Below are 21,885 nucleotides of genomic sequence, written 5' to 3'. Positions count from 1 at the left end.
GACGAGTCAGCTGGCCGCCGGTACCTGGTCATCCGAGGCCAGTGCCAGCCTGACAGCGACGGCCTGACCCGCGACCACACAGCGGACGCGGGCCGGAAGCACCGGATGCGGGTCTGCGGCCAGCCACGCGTGCAGCCCGCTCAGCACAGCGGCGGAGTCCCGCGCTGTCGGCTCCTCGATCCGCGCTGACAGCAGCGCCCCGTCCCGTACGTACCTGGCCCGCAGCGCGTAGTGGTGGGCGGTGAGCGCTGCGGCGGCCGTACGGCAGCCCGGGTAGGCATCGAGGGTGCGCGCGGTCCAGCCGTCGGCGGTGCCCGGGGACAGGGCGCCGTCCGCGCGACGGAAGAGCAGCCCGGCGCTCTGCACATGCCGCAGCCCGGCCAGATCCTCCTCGGCCGCCAGATGGCGGCCCGCCGGACCGGAGGCGGGGCGGCGTACGACCCGTATCTCGTCACCGTGGACCTCCGTGTCCACGGTGAAGGCCGTCACCGGGTGGTGGGCCCGGGCGGCGGGTACAGGGAGCGGACTTGGCTCCACCGGCCAGGGCGGCGGGGCGAGACCGAGCAACCGGTAGAGATGTTCCCGTAGCCGTTCCAGGGAACGGTTCTGCTCGGCGAAGGCGGAAGCGGCGAGCGTACGCCCCGCACCCGGGCGCTGGTCGGCGAGGGCGGCGTCGAGCTGAGCTTCGTACGGGGCACGGTCATCCAAGTACGGGGTGCGCTCCAGCAGCTCAGCCATCGGGGTGCCGGGCAGCAGCTCGTCACCGTCGTCGTACGCGTTCACCAGCGGCCGGTCGAGAGCGGCGGCGTACAGGGCGGTCGAGCCGTGATCGGTGATCACACAGTCGGCGGCGACCAGCACGGCGCCCCACTCCTCGTACGGATTCGCCAGCACCAGACCGGCGTTGAGCGCGGGCGCCAGCTGCTGGTTGAGCGTGAACCGTCCGGCGTGGCTGTGTTCGTTGGGATGGAGGGCGAGCGCCACCTGATACGCGTCGTACGGGAGCTCGGTCACCAGCCGCCGGGGAAGCTCGGGACGCCGCCAGAAGAGCGACTGCTCTCCCCAGGTGGAGACGAGCGCGATGAGCCGTCGCCCGCCGGTGCCGAGCGCTTCGCGGTACCGGTCCCGGCGCGGCTGTGACTCAAGGAGGCGGTCGAGCGTCGGGTCGCCCACCACCGTGGCAGGGGCCGTCGCGGCAGGGCAGTCGGCGGCGAGCCGGGTGAGCTGGTGGGGGTGGGCCAGCGTGTGGAGGTCGGCGAGCGGACGGCCGTCGCGCAGGAGCTGGGCGGGATTCAGGCCGTTGGCGGAGTCGTCGCCGCGCGTATACGGGAGGCGCTTGCTGAAGCCCGCGCCGTGGGGCAGGAGAGCCAGCGGCCCGTTGAGACGCTGCAGGTCCCCATTGGGGCTGGCGGCCAGAATGAGGCCGTACGCGCTCTCGACCGCTTCGTCCCAGGGCACGCACCGGGCTCCCAGACCGTCGAGGGCGGCGAGCGCGTCGGCGCTGAAGTCGGAACCGGGGACGAGGGTGAAGAAGGGCTCAATCCGCCGGTCCCCGGCGAGCGCGGGCCGGATATCGAGGAGCCGGTGCAGCGCGGTCGCCGTCCGCACGGCAAACAGCACGGGTACGTTCCCGCGTTCCCGCGTTCCCGCGTTCCCGCGTTCCCGCGTTCCCGCGTTCCCGCGTTCCCGCGTTCCCGCGTTCCCGCGTTCCCGCGTTCCCGCGTTCCCGCGTTCCCGCGTTCCCGCGTTCCCGCGTTCCCGCGTTCCCGCGTTCCCGCGTTCCCGCGTTCCCGCGTTCCCGCGTTCCCGCGTTCCCGCGTTCCCGCGTTCCCGCGTTCCCGCGTTCCCGCGTTCCCGCGTTCCCGCGTTCCCGCGTTGGAACGGTCTACCCTATCTGCCCCTATATCTCCGCGTATGCCGTTTTCGGGAGGCGGTGGAAGACTGTGCGGCTCACTCGACGGCATGGCGGTGATCGTACTCGCCGCGATAGTGGCAGCAGCCGGGGCCTATGCGGCGGCTGCCAGGTCTTCCAGGAGGTGGCCCAGCAGGAGTACCTCCTCGAAGCGCAGGCCGAGTTCCATCAGAGCGGGAGCGAGACCGGGGTCCCAGTCGGCGGTGGCCGGTGTGCCCGTCAGAGGCGTGGCAGTGCGGACGTTGGCCGCCCTCCCGGTAGGCGGGTTCGGTGTAACGCCAGGGCCGCCAGGGAACGCGGCGCAGCAAGGGATTGGCGATACGGAGGCCGCCGCGTCCACCCCGCGGCGGGCGGCGCAGGCGCGCACCAGGGGCCAGAAATCCGACCGGAAGCTGCAAGGCCGGGCGCATTGCCTCAGGCGTCGGCGAAGAGCTCACCAGCGGTTGTGACCGTAAGGGCGCGATCCAGCCAGCCTCCCAGAACATCGAGATCCTGGCAGCCGGAGATGGCCTGTCGCATGTATGCGGGGACCTCGATGCCGCGCCGGTCGAGAATCTTCAGGACCAGCTGTGCGCGCTCCTCGGCCCTGGCCGCCCTGGCTTTGGCCTCGGCTTCTGCGCGGCCTTCCGCACGGGCCTCTGCGCGCCCTTCCGCGCGGCCTTCCTCTCGGGCTTCTTCCCGGACCTCCTCGGCAAAGGGGGAGCGGAAGAAGGATGCGTAGCTGGTCATCAGGTCCCTCCAGATTTGTCCTGCCGGGGTGTTTCCCAGGCCGATGCCGGTGAATTCTGAGAAAAGAGTGGCGGTGTCGTCGTCGACGGTCTTCAGGGCTGCGGCCAGCGTCTCCAGTATGGCTGCCGTGTCCGGGTCCTTGCCATGTGTCAGGGCGGAGAAGGCGGCCAGCGGGATGTCGCGGGCGGCGGCCTCCACGTTGAAGATGGCGGGGACGTTGTGCGGGCCACGGACCAGCGGGCGGACCGTGAGGCTGGGCTGGCCGGGAATGCCGATGCGGATGGGTTCGGCTGCCCAGGTGGCGGTGGCCTTGTCCTGGCAGACGACGACGAGGACCGGTGGGAGGCGGTATTTCGCGTACAGGTGGGCGAGGTAGGACGCCCAGCTGCTGGGCTTGTTCGGGTCCTTCTTGCCCTGTGCCTCGATGGCCAGCAGGTAGCCGCTGCCGTCGTTCATGTCGAGGCGCAGCAGGGTGTCCACCCGCCGCTCAAGCGGCTTGATCTCCGTGAGATCCGGGCTGACCGGCGAGATCGTCTCAGGCTCGGGGAAGGGGATGTCCAGCAGCTTCCGGAGGGCCCGCGTGATGAGCGTGAGGTCTTCCTGGAAGATGCGGTGCATCGCCTCATGTGAGGAACCAACCATGCGCTGGACGCTAGGCATTGGATTGCCTGATGTGGTTGGCATATCTATCAACATCATCCGAACGAGGACGGCCGTGGCCGCGCCATGTCGCGCGGAGTGACGTCTCCCTTACGATGATCTGTCCAGATCAGATCGGGTGGGAACGGGGCGGGGGCGGTCGATGACAACGCGGTCGGAGCGGCGGCGTCGGGCGGACATTGTGCGGTACTGGCAGGCCGTAGAGATGTTCAGCCCGCAGAAGGTCGAGAATGTCGCGCCGGAAAGGCGGGTCTACGCGGTGGACGGGGACCGGCCGTTGCCGTGGGAGTCGAGACACCGGCTGCGCCGGGAGGAGCCGGGACAGGGCAAGGTCTGGCAGCACACGGTCTACTGCGGCATCCACTCCATCGCAGCGGTCCGCGATGTGCTGCTCGATGTGTTCGGAGGCAGCAGCGAGGACCACGATCGCCGGATCGACGGAGACAGCGCACTGCTCTCCTTCACCGTCAATGATGACGGTCTGCTGTTGCAGGATTCCATCGTCTTCTCTTCCTGCGGATGGGCGGTCGGGCGGGCACGCAAGCCCGGACCGGACGCCAAAGGGTGGCTGGACGGCTTTGAAGAAGAGGCCGAAACATGCGAGCGGTTGGTTCTCGATCTGGGTGACGGCAAGCTGAAGCTGGTCAACCGGCTCGGCGATGGCCCCGGAGGGTTCGCCGGGCTGCTCGGTGAGGTCGTCATCTCGGCCGCCGGAGCCGGCATCGCACCTGGCCTGGCACCGTTGATCGGCGAGGTCGCGGCGGACATCGCGTCCGCGGCCGCCGAGCCGGTGCTGGATCGGCTGGCCCCGGCTGAGGAAACAGACGAGGAGGCTGAGGAGGAGGGCGCCCAAGAGGGCGACCCGTCGGCGGATGAGCCACCCAAGTTGGGGAGCAAGCCGATCACCGTACGGGACCTGGCGGCCGTGACGCGCTGGCTGTCCGAGCGGTACGGGGTGACCGCCGATCTGCGGCCGTTCACCGTGCGGGTCAAGAGCTACGCCGTGCGTGCCGACCGGGCTGATGAGGCTGACGGTTCAGACTTCCTGAACAGCCGCTGACCTGGGCCGTGTCGCGGAGCAAGCGGGGACGGGCAAGATCGGGAAGGCCCTGCGGGACTACCTCACCGCGTCTACGGACATCCCGACGCGGGACCGCGTCGATCTGCGGCACCACCCCGATCAGGTGCTCAGCGGAGTGGAACCGGCGCGTTTCCCACTCGGACGCTGGCCGGAGAAGACCGAGTACCCCCTGGCCCTCAGCCAGCAGTTCGCCGTGAACCGGATCGTCGGGGAACTGGCCGACGAAGCTGGGCTGTTCGCGGTGAACGGGCCGCCGGGCACTGGCAAGACCACCCAGCTACGGGATCTAATCGCCGCGGTGCTGGTGTTGCGTGCCCAGCGACTGGCCGAGCTGGCCCGGCCGGAGGACGCCTTCGCCAAGGGCAAGCCGTACCGCTGGGCCAATGGCGACTATCAGCGATCACTCGCTCCACTCATCCCCGAACTCACCGGACACGAAATGCTGGTGGCCTCCGCGAACAACGGTGCTGTGGAGAACGTCACCACAGAGATCCCCGCTCGGGGATCGATCGACAGCGCGTGGCAGGAGGACGCCGAGTACTTCCCCGAGCAGGGCAAGCTCATCCTGCGGGGCGAGGACGCCTGGGGAGCCGTCGCGGCCCGGCTCGGTAACCGGGCGAATCGCCGGGACTTCCGTGACGCCTACTGGTTCGGTGCGCTCAAACAGAACGGCGCCGGGGAGAAGACCGGGAAGGGGATGCGCTCGCTGCTGCAGGAGAAAGCCGAATCGCGCCCCGGCCCGGGCACTTGGCGGAAGGCCGTGGCAGGTTTCCGAGCAGCCGAGCGGGCCGTACGTACTCTGCAAACCGAGCGGCAGCGAGCCGGGGAGGTGCTGCGGGAACTGCCCAGCGCTCAGCGGCGGGTGGAACAGGCGCAGCGCGCCGCCCAGGCGGCACGTGCCCAGCACAGTGCGACTGGTGGCCCCCTGGCAGAGGCCCGGGAGCGGATGCGCGGCCTGGAACGGGACGCCGCCCGTCATGCGGAGCGGCGCGCACAGCACCAGCGGCGTCGGCCGGGTTTCCTGGTCTGGGTGTCCACCTTCGGCGGGGCCCAGCGCGACTGGCGCCGTGAGGATCAGGAACTGGCCCAGTCGCACCGCGACGCGGAGGCGGCCTTCGACGCTCAGACCCAAGCCGTGGACCGATACGCGGCTGAGGAGCGCGGCGCCCGGACAGCGCTGGTCTCCGCCGAGGCCAGTCTTCGGATGGCCGAGGAGCATCAGCACGGGCTCGAGCAGGCGGCGGCACGGGACCGCCGCCGGTGGGGTGCGCATATACCGGGCCAAGAACGGACCGTTGAGCACGAGGGACGCAGCGGAGAGGAGATACGTGAACTCTCCTCTCCGTGGTCCGACAAGGAGTTCACCGCCGCGCGCACCCGGCTGTTCATCGAGGCGATGCGGCTGCACCGGGCCTTCCTCGAAGGGGCGGCCGACCGGATGCGCAAGAACCTGGACGCCGCCATGGACGTGGTCTGCGGCGGTGCGCCGAAGGACCTGGAACCCGAAGTGCTCCGCGCCGCCTGGCAGAATCTCTTCCTCGCGGTACCGGTGGTGTCCACCACCTTCGCCTCGCTGGACCGGATGTTCGCGGGGCTCCCAGCCGAGTCGCTGGGGTGGCTGCTGGTGGACGAGGCGGGGCAGGCGACTGCCCAGATGCCGGTTGGTGCCCTCTGGCGCTCACGCCGTGCGGTGATCGTCGGCGACCCGCTGCAGCTGGAACCGATCGTGGTTCTTCCCTGGACCGGCCAGCAGGCACTGCGCCGCACTTACGGCGTCGCCCAGGAATGGGCGCCCTCCTGGACATCGGCGCAGCGGGTGGCGGACCGGCTGAACCGCTACGGCACGGAACTGCCCGCCCAGCTCCCGGACGGGGAAAGCCGGGTCTGGGTCGGCTCACCGCTGCGGGTGCACCGGCGTTGCGACAACCCCATGTTCACCATCAGCAATGAGATCGCCTACGACGGCCTCATGGTGCACGGAACGAAGCGCGCCGATCCCTACGACATCGCACGCCGAAGCGTCTGGTGGAACGTTGGGGCCGCACAAGCTCAGGGAAAGTGGAATCCCCAAGAGGGAGTGGTGGCCAACACCATCGTGCACCGCTTGGTGGATCAGGGGCTGAACCCGGAGGAAGACCTGTTCATCGTCAGTCCCTTCGTCGATGTGCTGACCGGGCTGAAGCAAGCCCTGTGCCGTCGCATCCCACGCAAGAAGATCGGCACTGTCCACACCACGCAGGGCAAGGAAGCCGATGTCGTGCTGCTCGTGCTAGGTGCGCCGGGCGATGGACTGTCGGGGCCACGCGCATGGGCCGCTGGAACCCCGAACCTGCTGAACGTCGCGGTGAGCCGCGCCAAACGCCGGCTGTTCGTTGTCGGAGACCACCATGCGTGGCACACCCTGCCGTACTTCGAGACCCTGGCCCGCGAGGTGCCGACGATGACCGAAGAGGAATGCGTCCACCTACGTCGGCTCGCACCGGACTCGCTCTCAGGAAACTGCCGTTGCGGTCCTCGATGACACGGACGCGGTCCACTCTGCGATTGGCGGTCAAGGCAGTCTGCATTCCCAGAGGCGCTGAAATGCTCAGCCACCCACCGGCTTCGGTGAGTAAGCTTGGCATTTAACCCGTAGGGGCCTCCGCCGCTCAGCTCGCATACTGATCCGATGAGCCCGATCTCCACACACCATCGGTTCCGGGACCCGCGGAGCACAAAGTACGACTTCCTCGCGTCCGTCCTCGTGCGCTGCCCCAGATGCGACAAGGCTGCGCACGTTGTGGGAGGACCGGAGTCGGCCGGAGTGCACGAACCGGGTCTCTTTGCACCAAGACGTCTTGTCTGCCGGTACTGCGGGACGGCGAGGGAGTGGAGCCGCGGATGTGTGGCCTTGCACCGGGACCCGCACGAGCCGCCTGCAGACCCGTACTTCAGCGTCCGTCTGTGGCTGCAGACCGAGACTCGGCACGGATGGGTATGGGCCTACAACCTGGAGCATCTGGACCTGATCAGACGATTTGTGCAGGCGTCGCTGCGTGAGGGGATTCCCTGGCACGACCACGGCCGGAAGATGACCGTGGTAGCCCGCCTGCCCGCGTGGATGCAGCAAGCCAAGAACCGCGACGAGGTGCTGCGAGTCATCACCCGCATCCACGTCTCTCTGCTCTGAACCTGACCCAGGAACACGGAGCCTGTTGCTCATTGTCATCCTGTGCCGCGTCTGGGCTTGGTGCCCTTCTTGTGGTGGGGCAGGCCGGCTGAACGCTTCGCCGGTGGCGAGGACTCTTCCCACGTCGTGACGGTCGGCCCGTCTGCGGTTTTTCGAACCCGGTGGCCGGCCAGGGCCGGGACGAGAAGGTTTCGGTGCACCAGCGGGTGAGCCTGCCTTCGTGCACAGGTTTCTGAACCCCCTGCGGACGCGGGCAGGTGTCAGTTTGTTCGGTTCGGTCGGCTTCTCCCAGGGCCTACGGAGGTCGGTTGCCAGGGGGCGGGCGAGCCGTAGCTGGGCATAGGCAGCGATCACCAGCCAGGTCCACCGGTCTGCTGCTTCCGCGCTGCGGAGCCGGGGTTTGGTCCACCCGAGGGTCTGCTTGAACAGGCGAAATGTGTGCTCGATGTCGAAGCGGCGGAGGAAGGACTGCCAGCAGCGGTCGACGTCCGCATCGGTGGCGCCGGTGCCCGACCACCACAGCCATACCGGCTTGTTGACCCCGCCGCTGGGCAGCTTCTCCACGACCAGGCGGATGACGGTGCCCTCGATAAGAGGCAGCGGCCCGTCATGGTCGAGCCATGCGGCCCGGCGAGTCAGCCGCGGATGCAGCCGGTCCCACGCCTGCGCGGTCGCCTTTCCGTAAAGCCGGGTGCCCGCAGCCGTCACGGCCTGCTCGACACCCCAAGTGGCGGGGTCGCCGAAGACGAACTCGCCGCCGTGCTTGGGTGGCCGGCCGCCCGTGGGGTTGGCCAGACTGAACTCTTTGCGGGAGGGCGCAGTACGTCGCATCAACCGATCTGAACGGAGCCGACCGAGGATTTCGACGGGCAGCTCACCCAGCAGGTGGGCGATGCGCGGGGCATCGTATCCGGCGTCCAGGACGACCAGGACCTTCGGGTCACCCGGCCGCCACTGGCCCGCGGTGACGAGCCGCTCGATGACCTCGCGGATCTGCACCGTGGTCACCGCGGCGACATCGGCGCCGGGCTCTAGGCGAAACGCGTCCAGCACCGCCGTCCAGGACGTGCGGCCCGTCTCCAGCGCGGCCACCACCGAGTATGGCCAGCCGGGCACCATCTGATGCTTGCCTTCACCTCTGCCGAACGTGTGGCAAAAGGCCCGGTCAGTACACGTGTTGGCATCTGGCCTCAGCCACGGCGAGACATCCACCGCCAGCACGAGACGACCGTCCGCCGCCTTCGGCAACGGCACCTTGACCAGGGCCCGACGCAACCGGGCGACCTCGATCCGCCCGTGGTTGAGGCCGCCGTACAGAGCTCCGTGGCCGCGGCGGTGTTCGGGCGCGAACGCGAGGTCGACCAGGGTCCGGACCGGCCCGTCCGTGCACAGCAGCGCGTCGCATAACTCGAACAGCGCGTCGCGCCGCGCGGTCAGACACGCGTACAGCTCCGACCGGAAGTGTGACACTTCCGCAAACGCATCCCGCAGGACACCTTGATGTACCAGACTCACGGCCACGGCCTTCGCGTTGATCCACTCTGTGACGGAGCACAGAATCAGACGAAGGCCCCCCACGTCCGCTGAACTGCGAAAACGCCGACCAAGTTCGAGCCGCGTTCGACGCCGGACCATAAATGACAAGGTAAGTGCCTGTTTCTAAGCCCCGGTTCTGAGTAGCCTTGGGTCCTACGCTGGTGTGGTGTCCAAGGGCACCGGGCGGGCCGGGGAGAGGAACTGTCGGGCTTGTGGCGAACGGCTGAGGCCGGGGGCACGGCCGCAGGCGGTGTTCTGCTCGTCGGCGTGTCGTGCCAGGCGGTGGCGTACGGAACGCCGGTTGCGCAAGTGCCTGGCGGTCGTACAGGGCGGTATGGGTGAGGTTGAGTGTCCCGAATGCGGGGCCCGATGGATAGCGGGCGTCGACCGGCGCTCGAACGCCGTCTACTGCTCGCGGCGGTGCGTGGTGAGGGCCTGGAGGCGCCGGGAGGAAACGTTCGGCGAACGGGCACAGTGACCGCATCGCGAACGCATCCTGAGTCCAACTTCGTTCAGGACCTGGTCATTTGCGGTCATTCGTCGCGATCTTCCGTTTTACGGTCTGACTTTCGGTAGTGAGCGGGTCGTGTCCACGTCACGGGCTCCAGCTCCGTGCCCTGGCCCGCAATGGGTGGTGGAACACCATGCCGGAGGAGATCGACAAGGTCGGAAATGTCAGCCAGCAGCGCGACGAGCAGATCGTGGCCGAGCTGCGTGAAGTGGTCGAGCAGCAGACGCGGGGTTCGTTCACGATCGGGGACCGCGCGCTGGAGATCGAGCCGATGCGTGAGCGGGGCGGCCAGCATGCGGCGCCGGGCCAGGAGTTGTTCACGGTCCGAGAGACGCTGTTCCGTCTCGCCGAAGACATCGGGCTGGCCTACAAGACGGTGGAAAGCGCCAGGTGGACGGCCTCGCGGTGGCCGAAGGACAAGCGGCAGGCCGGTGTGTCGTTCCGGGTCCACAGGATCCTGGGGCAGATCGAGACCGAGGCCGAGCGGTTCGCGACTATCGTCAAACTCCCGCGGGCGGGATGCGGTGGACGGTCGACGAGGCCAACCGGCGGCGCCAGGTCGAGCGTCCGGCGTCGCCGCGGGAGAAGATTACCGCGATCCACACCCTGGCCCGGGACGAGGAAGTCGCCGCCGCGGTGACCACCTACTTCCTCAAGCGTCCGACGGTGGCGGCGAGAGTCCCCGCTCAGGACAAGGTCAGGGTGGTGGACGAGTTCACTCGGGACGAGGGTGTCGCGGCGACGGCGGTCACCGGTCTGCTGCGTCGGCCGGAGGTCGCGTTCAAGGCGATGAGCGACGACACCGCCCGCCACCAGGTCAATCACGCGCAGGTCGAGCGGGGCCGGCAGGCCCGCGAGGACTTCGAGAACACCAGCCCGGTCACCCCGGCGGTCCGTCACATCGACCGGACCGTAGAGTTCCTGGGCCTGGTCACCGCCTGTCACTCGTTCGTGGCCGCGGCAGGCCGCGCGGTCCCCGGCCTGCGCGACCGCACGCTCGGCGAGGACGAGCGCACGATCGTGCACGAGAACGTGGCGAAGGTGCGGGCGACGCTCGACTGGATCGAGCAGGCCGTGGACACCGGCAAGGTCGACATGGACGGCGAACTGGCCCGCATGCTGCGGGGCGAGTAGTCATGCCCCGCGCCTCGCGGCGCCGGGGCGAAGCCGCACGGCGGCATGCCGACACCCTCCGGTTCGTGCTGTTCGAAGCCAGGCCCGCAGGGCTGCTGTTCCGCCAGTTGGTACGCGCCAGCGGACTGTCTCCCAGCCAGGTCAGGGCCGGTCTGGCCTGCCTGCGCGACATCATCGCGGAGAACGGCTGGCCGCCGCTGATCTGGACCAGGGCCGACGGCTACCAGCTCGGCGCCGAACGCGCCGCGCTTCAGGCATACGAGCGGGCCGTGCTCACCGAGAAACTGACCGAGTTCCGCCGGTTCATCACCGGCACGGTCGCCCCGCACGCCGCCGCCCACCCGGGCGACAAGTGGGTCCGCCACATCGTCGCCCAGCTCAACTCCATCGAATCCACCCTCGATCTCGTCGTCTCTTCCTGACCACCACGAGGGGGTGCCGGCCAAGGGCTGGGCACCCTCTCCCCGACCGCCCGGAGAGGAGTGCAGCCGCCATGCGTTGCCGCCGCTATCCCTCCGACACCACCAACGCCGAATGGGCCCTGATCGAACCGCTGTTGCCGACCCCGGCCTGTGACACCCCTGTCGGCGGCCGGCCGGAGAAGCACCCCCGGCGGGAGATCGTCGACGCGATCCGCTACGTCGTCGACACCGGCTGCAAATGGCGGGCTCTGCCTGCGGACTTTCCGCCCTGGCGCACATCTGGGGCTTCATGGCCCGCTGGGCCGCGGCCGGAGTGATCGGACAGATCCGCGACCACCTGGCCAGCCGGATCCGTCGCGAGATGGGCAAAGGACCCAGGGCTGTGGCCACCGTGATCGACTCCCAGTCGGTGAAGGCCGCCGAGACCGTCGGCAAAGACTCCCGGGTCTACGACGCGGGCAAAAAGATCAACGGCCGCAAACGGCACCTCGTGGTCGACACGCGCGACCTGTCCCTGCTGGTCATGGTCACCCCGGCCTCGCTCAGCGACCGCGACGCGGCCAAGGAAGTTCTCTTCCGGCTCCGCCTGATGCACCCCGAGATCACCATCGTCTGGGCCGACTCCGCCTATGCCGGAAAGCTCGTGACCTGGGCAAAGCGCTACCTCAACCTCACGATCAAGACGGTCAGCCGCCCGAAGGACACCTCCGGCTTCGTCGTGCTGCCCCGCCGCTGGGTCGTCGAGAGGTCGCTCGCTTGGATGATGCACGCCCGCCGGCACGCGCGGGACTACGAACGGCTCGTCCAGCACTCCGAGACCCTGATCACCTGGGCCGCCATCACGCTCATGACCCGCCGTCTGACCCGGAGCAAGACGTCTCCCGCCAGGCTCGCGCAAGCCGCCTGACTACCCGTCTGTCTCCGGGCCGTCGTCGTCCGTCTTGCCGAATCGCTCGTGCCAGCGGGTGAACTCCAGGTTCTGCCACATCACCCCGAGCTCGATCAACTGGTGCAGCACGTGGCCGTCCCGGGTGGCACGGACCATGTTCAGGCACGGGGCCAGGCCGACGACCGGCAGCTGGCAGGCGGTGGCGACGTCGTGCGTCTCCCAGGCAAGGACGACCTCGTCCGCGCCTGCCGCCGCGGCGATGTTCGCGAGCTCCGCGATCCCGGTGAGCGCGTCCTCGCCGACCCTGAGCGGGCGCACCCACACCAGGCCGACCAACTCGCCGCGCACCAGCGGCATGATGACCGGCGGGGGCACGGCGCCCCCTGGAGACCGGCGGTGTACGCCTCCCTCATCGTGTTGACCAGTGCGCCCCACATCCGCGCATCCACGGATCCCCCTCACGTGCCGTCTGCGATCTCCCCGACCCTGCCACGCCCGCCGCAGCCGTGTCAGGGCGTTGATCAGCCACAACGCACTGACACTGCCGCCCGGCGTACGCTGATCGGCGTGAGCCTGGATCTGCGCAAGATTGAGCACTTCATGGCCGTCGTGGAGGAGCTGGGCTTCACCCCGGCCGCTGCCCGGCTGCATCTGAGCCAGCAGGCGCTCAGCACCTCCATCCGGGCCCTGGAGCGCGAAGTGGGGGTGGATCTGCTGGACCGCAGCGGCGGTCAGGTCTCGGTCCTGCCCGCCGGGCGGGCGCTCTACGAGGACGCCCGCGTGGTGCGGGCACTGGCGGATGCCGCGCTGAAGCGGGCGCGGCGCACCGGGCGGGGTGAGGCCGAAGCGCTGCGGATCGGCCGGACGCCCGCGGTGACTGGCGAGGAGGTCACCGCGCTCGCCGGGCGGCTGCGGAGCAGCCACCCGGAGGTCCGCGTACGGGTGGACCAGCGCTATCCCTCCGAGCTGGCCGGGCTGCTGCTCGCCGGGGAGCTGGATCTGGCGCTGGGCCGCGCGCTGGCCCCGGTCCGCGGGCTGACCGTGCGGACGCTGGCGCGGCAGCCGCTCGGCGTGGCGGTGCGCGCCGGGCACCGGCTGAGCGGCCGGGCGGCCGTGGCCCTTGGCGATCTGGCGGGCGAGCGGCTGATGGTGTGGGGCAGGCCGGGCCGCTCCGGGTACACCGATCTGCTGCTGGCCGAGTGCCGACGGGCCGGGTGGGAGCCGGAGTTGGAGATCAACCCGGTGCAGGGCACCCCGCCGGTCACGGCGGTGCTGGACAACGACTGCGTGGCGCTGGTGACCGCACCGCTGGGGGCCGCGGGCGGCGGCGACGTCGTGGTGATCGCCCTCGATCCCCCGGTCGGGGTGCCGTTGCAGGCGATGTGGCTGGAACACGCCAGCTCCGAGGCGCGCGACGCGTTCGTCGCCGCGGCCTCGGAGTGACGGTGCCGGGGGCGTGGCTCACCGGGTGGTGTAGCCGCCGTTGGCAAAGATGGTCTGGCCGGTGATCCACCAGCCCTCGGTGGCCAGGAACTTCACCAGCGGGACGATGTCCTCGATCTGCGTGAGCTGGTTGCCCAGCGCCTGGGACTTGTGGAACGCCACCCGCTCGGGCGTCTCCTGCGGGTAGAAGAACGGCGTGTCCATCGGGCCGGGGGCCACCGTGGTGACGGAGATGCCGCGCGGCGCGAACTCCTTGGCGGCGGCCCGGGTGAAGTGCTCCAGCGGCGCCTTGCCGCCGGCGTACGTGGAGTAGCCGTCGGTGAAGGCCGCCAGCAGGGAGGTGCCGAGGTTGATGATCTTCCCGCGGTCGTTCAGCCGCTTGCCCGCCTCCTGGAGGAAGAAGTAGGCGGACTTGGCGTTGATCGCGAACATCTCGTCGTACTCGGCCTCGGAGGTTTCCACGATCGGCTTGCGCAGCACCTTGCCCACGGTGTTCACCGCGATGTCCACCCCGCCGAAGCGGTCGACGGCCGCGTCGAAGAGTCGGACCGCCTCCGCGACCCGGGTCAGGTCGCCCTGGACCGCGATGGCCTCCCCGCCGGCCGCCTGCACGGCGGCCACCGTCCGCTCGGCGTCCGCCTTGGCGGCATCCGAGTGGTAGTGGACGACCACGTTGGCGCCCTCGGCGGCGAAGGTGGTGCTGATCAGGCCACCGAGGTTCTTGGCCCCACCGGCGATGACGGCGGTCTTCCCGCGCAGCGTGTGCTCCGTGCGGTCAGTCATGAAATATCTCCTGTCCATGGGATATCGGCGCTTTGCGCGCCGACACTCAAGGACCGTAGGAGGCCGGGCACATCGCTGGCCAACAGAAGATGCGGGTACTCCCACAACTCCGTTCGATGACCGCTGATCATGGCGTCCCCGGCGGCCGGGGAGGGGCGGAAAAAACTTCGGGGAAACCTCTCGCGGTGCGGTACAGGCGCGGGCGGCCGCCCCACTCCGCCCCGTATCTACGATCCGAAGGGCGGCCGACCGCCCAAGCACGGCAGCGAGTTCATCTTCGGCGACCCTGTCACCTGGGGCGAGGAACAGGCCATCACCCGACTGACACCCACCTCTACGGGACGGCAACCGCGCAGGCGTGGGACCGGCTCCACCCGCGGCTGACCCGCCGAGCGGCCTGGCTGAGCCACGAAGGACCGCTGCCGGTCATCGAGGGCACCGTCATCTGCCTGGCCGTCGAACGCCTGCCCTCCGGCGGGGTCAACCAGCCGGTCTGGCTGTGGTGGTCGGGCACCAACGCCACCGCCGAGGACGTCGACCGGTGCTGGCAGTCCTTCCTCCGGCGCTTCGACATCGAGCACACCTTTCGCATGCTCAAACAGACCTTGGGCTGGACGAAGCCGAGGCTGCGGAGCTCGGCCGCGGCGGACCGCTGGACCTGGCTGGTGATCGCCGCCCACACCCAGCTCCGGCTTGCCCGACCGCTCGCCGTCGACCTGCGGCGGCCCTGGGAGAAAAAGACCGAGCGGAACAAGCTCACCCCCAGCCCGCGTCCGCCGCAGGTTCCGGAACCTCCGGCCGAAGGTCTCCTCCCCGGCGCGTGCTCCACAACCTCGCCGACCCGGCCCCGGACGGCCACCGGGCTCAAAGAACCGCCGCCCGGCCATCCGCCACGACGTGGGCCGAGTGCTCGCAACGGGCCAGGCGTTCAGTCCGCCCACTCATCACAAGACCGGCACCAAACCCCGGCGCGGACAGCCTTCAGGAAACGTGCCAGGGCCACCGATCACTTTGCAGCCCGGTTCCACGACAGGATGAAGCCCGTGGACACCAACCGACGCGACCCTCTCGAAGACCTCGTGCACTGGCGCGGTCAGCTGCCAGAACTCCTCCATGCCCTCCGGCAGCACACGGCCCCGGCCTGCCTCGCCTTCGGCCGTGGCCACGCCGCCGACGCGCTCGAGAAAACCATCACGGGACAGGCCACCCCGAACCAGCTCACCGCCTGGGCCCAGGCCATCCACCTTGAAGAAGACGTGGACATCGCTGAGGAAGACGTGGATCTGCTGACCCAGTTCCTCCTCGAGGTCTCCACTCCTGAGCTCTTTGAACCCGTCACCACCGAAACCTGCCAGCGGTGGCTACACCGCATGCGAGTCTCGAGCAAACCAACGGGGAGCAGTTAAAAGACAAGCTAAGCGGCTGGAGGTGCCGTGCCAGGCCAATCGCAGCGCTTCATCGTGACCGCGCGCTGCGCATCGGCGACAGGCAGCCGCGGAATCGGTCACGGGCGGGCTCAGGCGCCGGAGAATGACCGTATGCGCGGCGAGCAGCGAGAAGCGGAGCGGGAACGAGCACAGGCGCGAGCCAGGGCGCAGGAGTCCGACCGGGAGCTGGAAGGCTGGGACGGCGATACGGCAGCCCGCGCCGAGATGCTGGCCGAGGCGGGCGACTGGTGGAAGCAGGCCGGGGAGCTGGAGACGGCCGCCGAGCGCTACCGCGCCGCTGCCGAGATCGACGAGGCAGAGGGCGAGGGCGAGTGGGGCAGCTGCTGGGCCTGGCTGGCCGAGGTGCTCTTTCTGCTCGACCGGGAGGACGAGGCGCAGGCGGCGCTCGCCCGTGCCGAGGCGGCGGCTCACTGGGATACCGACGGCTTCCAGTACCAGGTCCTGGGCGAGGTCATGGCAGAGCTCGGCCGCGACGAGCAGGCGCACGCCTACTTCACCGCGGCCCTCATGACCGCCGTACCAAACCAGAACAACATCGCCCTGGAGGACTTCACCGGCCCCACCACCCTGGCCCGCGACGCACTGCTGTCCCGCTCCGCGGTTCGCGGCCGCCTGGGCTGGCCACCCGACAGCCTCGACCGCATGGCCCGGGACCTGGAAGCGGAGCCCAGCGGCCCTCCCATGAGCTGATCGACTCACCACTGGGTGGGGTCCGTTACTCGACGCCATTACACGCGGTGAGGCGCCCACTACCGGTAGCCCTGCGAGATCGTTACCATGCTCCCGAGTTGGGACTATTCAGGGTGGCTATACCGGTCAAGTGGTGTGGGAGGAAGATTCCATGGAACATCGGCTCCGCTTCGCCCCCGAGATCCTTGCCCGGCTCGGGGAAGAACTAGTGCCGCACCCTGACCTCGGCATCATGGAGCTGGTGCGCAACGCCTACGACGCTGATGCCCGAACGTGTCGCATCCAGCTCAGCGGCGCGGGAGAGGCAGGCGGAACCCTCGTCGTTTCGGACGACGGTGAGGGAATGACGGCAGCGCAGCTGGCCTCCGGATTCCTGCTCATCGGACGATCGGGCAAGGCAGAGGAGACCCACACGGCCTCCGGACGACGGAAGGTTGGGGAGAAAGGGCTGGGGCGGCTAGCGGCCCTCCGGCTGGGCACGAGCGTGACTGTGCGTACCCGTTCCGGCAAGGAGCCTCAGCAGGAGCATTCCCTGATTATCGACTGGGAACGCGTCGATGCGTCAGAGGCGGTTGAGGACGTGCCGCTGGCTATTGAGAGTCGGCCCAGCACGGCATCACAGGGCACCGAAGTGGAGATCAGCGGGCTGCGGCAGCCACTTGCAGACAAGGAAGCGGAGCGATTGGCCCGTTCGCTGCTGATGCTCACTGGGCCTTTCGCCGATGGCACGGCCTTCCGCGTCACCTGTGACACACCGGAGTTCGATGGACTCACCCGGCTGATCAACGACGACTACCTTGAGGGCTTCGAGTACCGGCTGGTGGCAATCCTGGATGAAGACGGACAGGCGTCGGCGACCCTGTACAACTGGCGCGGAGAAGCTGAATACACCGGAAATCACGCGGATGTAGGCCGGAAGCGCGAGGGACGCGGCAGCAGGCGGGAAAAGGAAGCTCCGATGAGGTTCTTTGCTCCTGCCGCGCGGCTTGAGATGTGGATGTTCAACCTGAATCCGCGTTCCAAAGAGCCGCGCTTTGTTCACCAGGACACCAATGGGATAAGGCGTTGGCTGGGGAAGGTGGGAGGAGTCCATCTCTATCACCGCGGTCTGCGCGTGCAGCCATACGGCGATGAGGGAAACGACTGGCTGGGCATCAACCTGCGGCGTTCGGCCAATCCCGAGCTCCGCCCGTCGACGAACACCTCGGTGGGCCGGATCCTGGTGGAGGACCCAGACAGCCAGCTGACACCCAAGACCGACCGCAGCGGCTTCGTCGACGCCCTCCCGTTCCTCGATCTCCGGGACTTCGCAAAACGCGCGGTGGACTGGTCGGCGGACGTCCGGCTGCACAAACGTGAGCAGCGGCGGGTGGGCGCCGCCACCAAGGCGCGTGAACGGACGGAAGACGCCGAGACGCGGTTCAAGAGCCTGATGGAGGCGATTTCCCCAGGGGATGCGGAGACTCCCACCCTGGGTGATGTCGCAGACCGTGCCGTGCTGGAGTCCTTCAGCGACGGCGCGAGTGAGCTCTTCGACTCACAGCGCAGGGAGATCGAAGCACTCCGCGAGGACCTGCTGCTCTACCGCACGCTGGCGACGGTAGGAACCAGCACAGCTGTATTCGCACACGAGGCCGTCCGGCCCGCTGCCCGGATTATCAATGAGGTCAAGACAGTCGGTCGGCGGATAGAGAAGCGCATCTCTGCGGATGACTATGAACGGGACTTTCAGCCTTCGATAGATGCTTCCGTGGATGGGGCGAAAACTCTGGAGTCCTTCGCCAAGCTTCCGCTCAGCCTCCTGGAAAAGAACAAGCGCGATATCGCGAACATTGAAGTAGACACGGCCTGCCAGGCTGTCGTTCCCCTCTTCAAGCGGTACCTTGACGAACGCCGGATCTCCGTGGAGTTTGACCTCGGTGCTCCGGGCGGAGTCGTCCATACCACGGTTGCTGATATCGAGTCGGTCCTGTCGAATCTCATCGCGAACGCGGCCCACGCGTTCACACGTGATGACGCCCCGCCAAGGGAACGGATCGTTCGAGTCGGAACACGCCTCGCGGAAGAGGAGGGAAGAACGCATGTCGTCATCTGTGTTGATGACTCCGGGCCGGGTATCGCAGGGCTGTCGCTGAGCAGCATCTGGCTGCCTGGTAAGACGACACGTGACAACGGAACAGGGCTTGGACTGACGATCGTTCGTGATATTGTCGCCGACCTGAAGGGACGCCAGCAAGCCTGGCACAAGGGCGAGTTGGGGGGAGCCAGGATCATGGTCTGGCTGCCGGTCCAGCAGGCTGACGACTCCCACGGGCATGCGGATGGAGCCCGATGACCGCGACCCAGCCGGAACAGGTTCTCTCGGTTGCCGTAGTGGACGACGATCCGGGTGACGCCGAGAGCCTCGTCCGTCCGCTCGCTGATTACGGCTTCGAAGCGGATGCCATCAGCGATCTCGATCCGGCGCAGGGAGTGGATGAGTTCCTGACCGAGCTCGCCGGAAGCTATGACGCGCTTATCTGTGATCACGTACTCAGAGGAAGAACCGCAGTTCGATTCACCGGTGCTGAGCTTGTTTGCAAGGCAAACCGCCGACCAGGGCGTGCGCTGCCGGCGGTTCTCGTCAGCAGCCATGTGAATACCGACCAGAAGGCTGCGATCCTCCGCTGGCGCGAGGGGATTCCCAGGGTCGTGGATAAGAGCGAGGCGTCCGAGCAGTTGATGAGTGCCCTCGACTACACCCTGGCGGAACTCGGCGGGCAGATTGCTCGTGAGCGCCGAAGCTTCCCCACCCCGATCGAGGTTCTGGAGGTGTTGCCGGACGTCGAGGAGCCGGTGGCGAAGGTCGTGGTCGTAGGGTGGCGCATTGCCAGCTCGGTGTGGATGCCGGTACAGCCGATTACAGAGGCTACGGGATTACGGCCGGGGGAACTTCCCGGCCGCTGGCTAGAAGCCGATGTGAACTGTCACGCCAGAAATGCCTCAGACCTCTACTTCCAGAACATTGTGATCGCCCCCGACCCACCGGATGACTGGATGAGCGCGTGACGGAGCGGCACAGCACGGGCGGGGATGACTCGGCCCCTCTCGACATCACCATCCTTGACGTGGGCCACGGCAACGCGGCTGTCGTGCGTGACGGCACCCGGTGTGCTGTTGTCGATGCCACACCGGGCGATGTGGTCCTCACTGAGCTCGAACGCGTGGGAATCGAACGCATCGAGCACCTGGTGATCTCGCACGCGGACAACGACCACGCCGGCGGCAGTTTGGGCCTGTTACTCGACGATACCCGCACGTTGGGTGTCATCTGGTTCAACGCCGACGGGCAGAAGAACAGCCGGACATGGGAGCGATTCAGGCGTGCTGTCTGGACTAGGCACCGCCGAGGCGGATGCGATGGGATCCGTTCGATTCACACCGAGACGGGCGAGACGCTGATCTGCGGACGCGCACGACTGGAGGTGTGCCACCCGAGCATTCTCATGGCGGCCTCCGGCCCCACCGGCCATGCTCCGGAGTTCGGGACACTCACATCCAACACTCTGTCGGTAGTGGTCAGGGTGCACTTGGCGGAGCAGCCCACGGCGCTGCTTGCAGCGGACATGGACGCGGTGGCTTTCCGGCATATCCAGGAGACCGGGCGCGATCTGCGTGCCCCCGTGCTTGTCTTCCCGCACCATGGCGGCTTACCCGGCAAGAGCGTCGACGCACGGGAGTTCGCCCAGAGCCTTGCGGCCATGGTGGCGCCGGAGCTCGTGATTTTTTCCATCGTAGGCGGGCTGCGCCCGGCGAATCCCCAGCCGGACATCATGTCCGGAGTGCGTCATGGGGCGCCTGAAGCGCACATCGCCTGCACACAGCTGTCCGTGCACTGCCACCGTCCCGGAGAGCCGGTACCGGAGGAGCATCTGGCTCTCCGGCCGGCCGCCGGCCGGAAGAACAGCCGGTGTTGCGCGGGGAGCGTCACCGTCAGCCGCGTCGGTGACGAGCTGCATATCGACCCTCCGCTGAGCCGCCACACGGACTTCATCGGGGCTAGAGTCGAGCAGCCGCTATGCAGGGTGACGGCGGTGATTCCCCGACAGCAGTCGGGCGATGCTGCCAGGAGGGAGAGACCGTGAGTGTCGAGGCGTTCAACGCCTATGCACGTGACCTCACGATGCTCGTCTCCGAGACGGCTGCCGGACAGTGGGGAAGGGTGGCCGATGACGTCCACCATGCCCTCAACGGCCAGGCTGCGGCCCGGCTGCGCGCCCTGGTGGCACGCAGGGACCGCAGGTCTTCGGGCTCATTCTTCACGGCCGGGGTCGCCCGGGAGGAATTCGAAGGGCTGCTGGACAAGTTCCCGGGGACGGATTCCTACTGGGATCCCGCCTGCGGCGCTGGGGATCTCCTGCTCGCTGCCGTCGAGCGCATGCCTCTGGGCGCCACTCCGGGCGAGACCCTGACGCTATGGAACCGACGCCTGCATGGCCACGAGTTGCACGCGCCATTCGTCGAAGCCGCACGGATGAGACTTGTGTTGGCGCTCCTGGCACGGCACCGGGACGTGGGTTCGGAGGGGGAGCTTTCCCAGCGGCGCCTCGTTTCCGCCTTCCCCCGCGTGCGTGTGGGCGACGGCCTGCAGGCGCTGGCCCTGGCAGGGGCAGCCCGCCGGTTCGGCGGCCATCTGATACTGAACCCGCCCTACGGCATGGCTCCAGCGCTGCCCGACTGCACGTGGTCATCGGGCAGTACCTCGCTGGCGGCGACCTTCACGGCGTCAGCACTGGCCGCGATGCGGCCCGGCGGCAGGCTGACGGCCGTGCTCCCCGATGTGCTTCGCAGCGGCAGCCGGTACGCCGCCTGGCGGGATGAGCTCGCCTCCTCGCTGGATCTCCTTGCCGTCCAGCGCCACGGCCAGTTCGACGCACACACCGACATCGATGTCTTCATGTTGGCTGGCAGGAGAGGCGCGCGCGGTCATCGAGGCGCGGTGACCTGGTGGGACGGGAGACATCGGGACGATCAGCAGTGCATTGACAACTACTTCTCCGTGAGCGTCGGTCCCGTGGTGGACAACCGTGATCCACACACCGGCCCACGTGTCCCCTACCTCACTGCCCGCGACTTGCCGGGAAGAGGGGAGTCTGGGCTGCCCGAACGGTCGCGGCAGTTCCCCGGGAAGCTGGTGCAGCCGCCGTTTGTCGTCCTGCGCCGCACATCTCGTCCTGGGCAGGGTGCCAAGGGAGGCGGTAGAGGCGCAGGCGTTCTCATCCACGGGCCCAGCCCTGTAGCGGTCGACAATCACCTGATCGTGGCTGTTCCCAGGGTGGGGGGCCTCAGCAAGTGCCACGAGCTGCTGGCTGTGCTGGAACATCCGGAAACGGGCCGGTGGCTGGACGAGAGAATTCGCTGTCGGCATCTGACGGTGACCGCGGTCCGCTCCTTGCCGTGGCACTAGGCCGTTTCCTTCGGATCATCTGATCGTTGGTT

15 protein-coding genes and 4 pseudogenes are annotated in these 21,885 nt (G+C 68.3%); 14 read left to right on the top strand and 5 right to left on the bottom strand.

The features are described 5' to 3' along the window. Nucleotides 1-6: 6 nt before the first annotated feature. Together test1122_RS02965 and test1122_RS02960 are read right to left on the bottom strand one after the other, a co-directional pair. A complete protein-coding gene (locus test1122_RS02965; RefSeq protein WP_232267586.1) occupies nucleotides 7-1,620 on the bottom strand; it encodes a translation initiation factor 2 in 1,614 nt (537 codons plus the stop codon). A 706-nt stretch (nucleotides 1,621-2,326) separates the two neighbouring features. Continuing rightward, nucleotides 2,327-3,283, bottom strand: a complete 957-nt coding sequence (locus tag test1122_RS02960; RefSeq protein ID WP_232267585.1) for a hypothetical protein — start codon at nucleotides 3,281-3,283, stop codon at nucleotides 2,327-2,329. A gap of 160 nt (nucleotides 3,284-3,443) precedes the next feature. On the opposite strand from test1122_RS02960, the gene test1122_RS02955 reads away from it, so the two are divergent. From test1122_RS02955 to test1122_RS02945, 3 genes are all read left to right on the top strand, one after another. Continuing rightward, on the top strand, nucleotides 3,444-4,361 hold the full coding sequence (locus test1122_RS02955) for a hypothetical protein (RefSeq protein ID WP_232267584.1): 918 nt from the start codon (nucleotides 3,444-3,446) through the stop codon (nucleotides 4,359-4,361). Between the two features lie 136 nt (nucleotides 4,362-4,497). Next, nucleotides 4,498-6,903, top strand: coding sequence for a DEAD/DEAH box helicase (locus test1122_RS02950; protein WP_232267583.1), 2,406 nt, complete (start codon nucleotides 4,498-4,500; stop codon nucleotides 6,901-6,903). Nucleotides 6,904-7,050: 147 nt separating this feature from the next. Then, nucleotides 7,051-7,551 carry a hypothetical protein gene (locus tag test1122_RS02945; protein WP_232271730.1) on the top strand — a complete coding sequence of 167 codons (501 nt, stop codon included), beginning with the start codon at nucleotides 7,051-7,053 and terminating at the stop codon, nucleotides 7,549-7,551. 35 nt (nucleotides 7,552-7,586) lie between these two features. Here test1122_RS02945 and test1122_RS02940 read toward each other — a convergent pair. After that, nucleotides 7,587-9,066 (bottom strand): annotated as a pseudogene (locus tag test1122_RS02940) (NF041680 family putative transposase). A 665-nt stretch (nucleotides 9,067-9,731) separates the two neighbouring features. On the opposite strand from test1122_RS02940, the pseudogene test1122_RS02935 reads away from it, so the two are divergent. From test1122_RS02935 to test1122_RS02925, 3 genes and pseudogenes are all read left to right on the top strand, one after another. Continuing rightward, a pseudogene (locus tag test1122_RS02935) lies at nucleotides 9,732-10,732 on the top strand (DUF6192 family protein). A 2-nt stretch (nucleotides 10,733-10,734) separates the two neighbouring features. Next, a complete protein-coding gene (locus tag test1122_RS02930; protein ID WP_232267582.1) occupies nucleotides 10,735-11,154 on the top strand; it encodes a RacP protein in 420 nt (139 codons plus the stop codon). A 71-nt stretch (nucleotides 11,155-11,225) separates the two neighbouring features. Beyond that, a pseudogene (locus test1122_RS02925) lies at nucleotides 11,226-12,025 on the top strand (IS5 family transposase); the annotation flags it as partial. 36 nt (nucleotides 12,026-12,061) lie between these two features. On the opposite strand, the gene test1122_RS02920 reads toward test1122_RS02925, so the two are convergent. Beyond that, nucleotides 12,062-12,418 carry a hypothetical protein gene (locus test1122_RS02920; protein WP_232267581.1) on the bottom strand — a complete coding sequence of 119 codons (357 nt, stop codon included), beginning with the start codon at nucleotides 12,416-12,418 and terminating at the stop codon, nucleotides 12,062-12,064. A gap of 192 nt (nucleotides 12,419-12,610) precedes the next feature. Here test1122_RS02920 and test1122_RS02915 point away from each other — a divergent pair, with 192 nt between their 5' ends. Continuing rightward, on the top strand, nucleotides 12,611-13,486 hold the full coding sequence (locus test1122_RS02915) for a LysR family transcriptional regulator (RefSeq protein WP_232267580.1): 876 nt from the start codon (nucleotides 12,611-12,613) through the stop codon (nucleotides 13,484-13,486). Between the two features lie 18 nt (nucleotides 13,487-13,504). Here test1122_RS02915 and test1122_RS02910 read toward each other — a convergent pair whose 3' ends face one another. Then, nucleotides 13,505-14,269 carry an SDR family oxidoreductase gene (locus test1122_RS02910; RefSeq protein WP_232267579.1) on the bottom strand — a complete coding sequence of 255 codons (765 nt, stop codon included), beginning with the start codon at nucleotides 14,267-14,269 and terminating at the stop codon, nucleotides 13,505-13,507. A 207-nt stretch (nucleotides 14,270-14,476) separates the two neighbouring features. Between test1122_RS02910 and test1122_RS02905 the strand changes: the two are divergent. From test1122_RS02905 to test1122_RS02875, 7 genes and pseudogenes are all read left to right on the top strand, one after another. Beyond that, nucleotides 14,477-15,307: pseudogene (locus test1122_RS02905) on the top strand (NF041680 family putative transposase); the annotation flags it as partial. Between the two features lie 5 nt (nucleotides 15,308-15,312). Continuing rightward, the gene (locus test1122_RS02900) at nucleotides 15,313-15,675 is read left to right on the top strand and encodes a hypothetical protein (RefSeq protein ID WP_232267578.1); all 363 of its coding nucleotides are present in this window, start codon (nucleotides 15,313-15,315) and stop codon (nucleotides 15,673-15,675) included. 132 nt (nucleotides 15,676-15,807) lie between these two features. Beyond that, entirely contained in the window at nucleotides 15,808-16,407 is a 600-nt protein-coding gene (locus test1122_RS02895) for a hypothetical protein (protein WP_232267577.1), read from the top strand. 151 nt (nucleotides 16,408-16,558) lie between these two features. After that, entirely contained in the window at nucleotides 16,559-18,742 is a 2,184-nt protein-coding gene (locus tag test1122_RS02890; protein ID WP_232267576.1) for a sensor histidine kinase, read from the top strand. Then, complete coding sequence (locus test1122_RS02885) at nucleotides 18,739-19,455, top strand: DNA-binding transcriptional response regulator (RefSeq protein ID WP_232267575.1); 717 nt, start codon at nucleotides 18,739-18,741, stop codon at nucleotides 19,453-19,455. The genes test1122_RS02890 and test1122_RS02885 overlap by 4 nt, the downstream gene beginning before the upstream one ends. Then, complete coding sequence (locus test1122_RS02880; protein WP_232267574.1) at nucleotides 19,452-20,531, top strand: ComEC/Rec2 family competence protein; 1,080 nt, start codon at nucleotides 19,452-19,454, stop codon at nucleotides 20,529-20,531. Before test1122_RS02885 ends, test1122_RS02880 begins: the two co-directional genes overlap by 4 nt. Continuing rightward, a complete protein-coding gene (locus tag test1122_RS02875; RefSeq protein ID WP_232267573.1) occupies nucleotides 20,528-21,853 on the top strand; it encodes a DNA methyltransferase family protein in 1,326 nt (441 codons plus the stop codon). Before test1122_RS02880 ends, test1122_RS02875 begins: the two co-directional genes overlap by 4 nt. The last annotated feature ends 32 nt before the right edge of the window (nucleotides 21,854-21,885 follow it).

It is taken from the genome of Streptomyces gobiensis, from assembly GCF_021216675.1.
Lineage (GTDB): Bacteria > Actinomycetota > Actinomycetes > Streptomycetales > Streptomycetaceae > Streptomyces > Streptomyces gobiensis.
This window is presented reverse-complemented; position numbering and strand designations above follow the sequence as displayed.

Excerpts from the sequence above, each read along its gene's own strand:
- test1122_RS02960 (WP_232267585.1), bottom strand. The coding sequence starts at position 3,283 with ATGGTTGGTTCCTCACATGAGGCGATGCACCGCATCTTCCAGGAAGAC.
- test1122_RS02955 (WP_232267584.1), top strand. The coding sequence starts at position 3,444 with ATGACAACGCGGTCGGAGCGGCGGCGTCGGGCGGACATTGTGCGGTAC.
- test1122_RS02945 (WP_232271730.1), top strand. The coding sequence starts at position 7,051 with ATGAGCCCGATCTCCACACACCATCGGTTCCGGGACCCGCGGAGCACA.
- test1122_RS02930 (WP_232267582.1), top strand. The coding sequence starts at position 10,735 with ATGCCCCGCGCCTCGCGGCGCCGGGGCGAAGCCGCACGGCGGCATGCC.
- test1122_RS02910 (WP_232267579.1), bottom strand. The coding sequence starts at position 14,269 with ATGACTGACCGCACGGAGCACACGCTGCGCGGGAAGACCGCCGTCATC.
- test1122_RS02895 (WP_232267577.1), top strand. The coding sequence starts at position 15,808 with ATGCGCGGCGAGCAGCGAGAAGCGGAGCGGGAACGAGCACAGGCGCGA.
- test1122_RS02890 (WP_232267576.1), top strand. The coding sequence starts at position 16,559 with ATGGAACATCGGCTCCGCTTCGCCCCCGAGATCCTTGCCCGGCTCGGG.
- test1122_RS02885 (WP_232267575.1), top strand. The coding sequence starts at position 18,739 with ATGACCGCGACCCAGCCGGAACAGGTTCTCTCGGTTGCCGTAGTGGAC.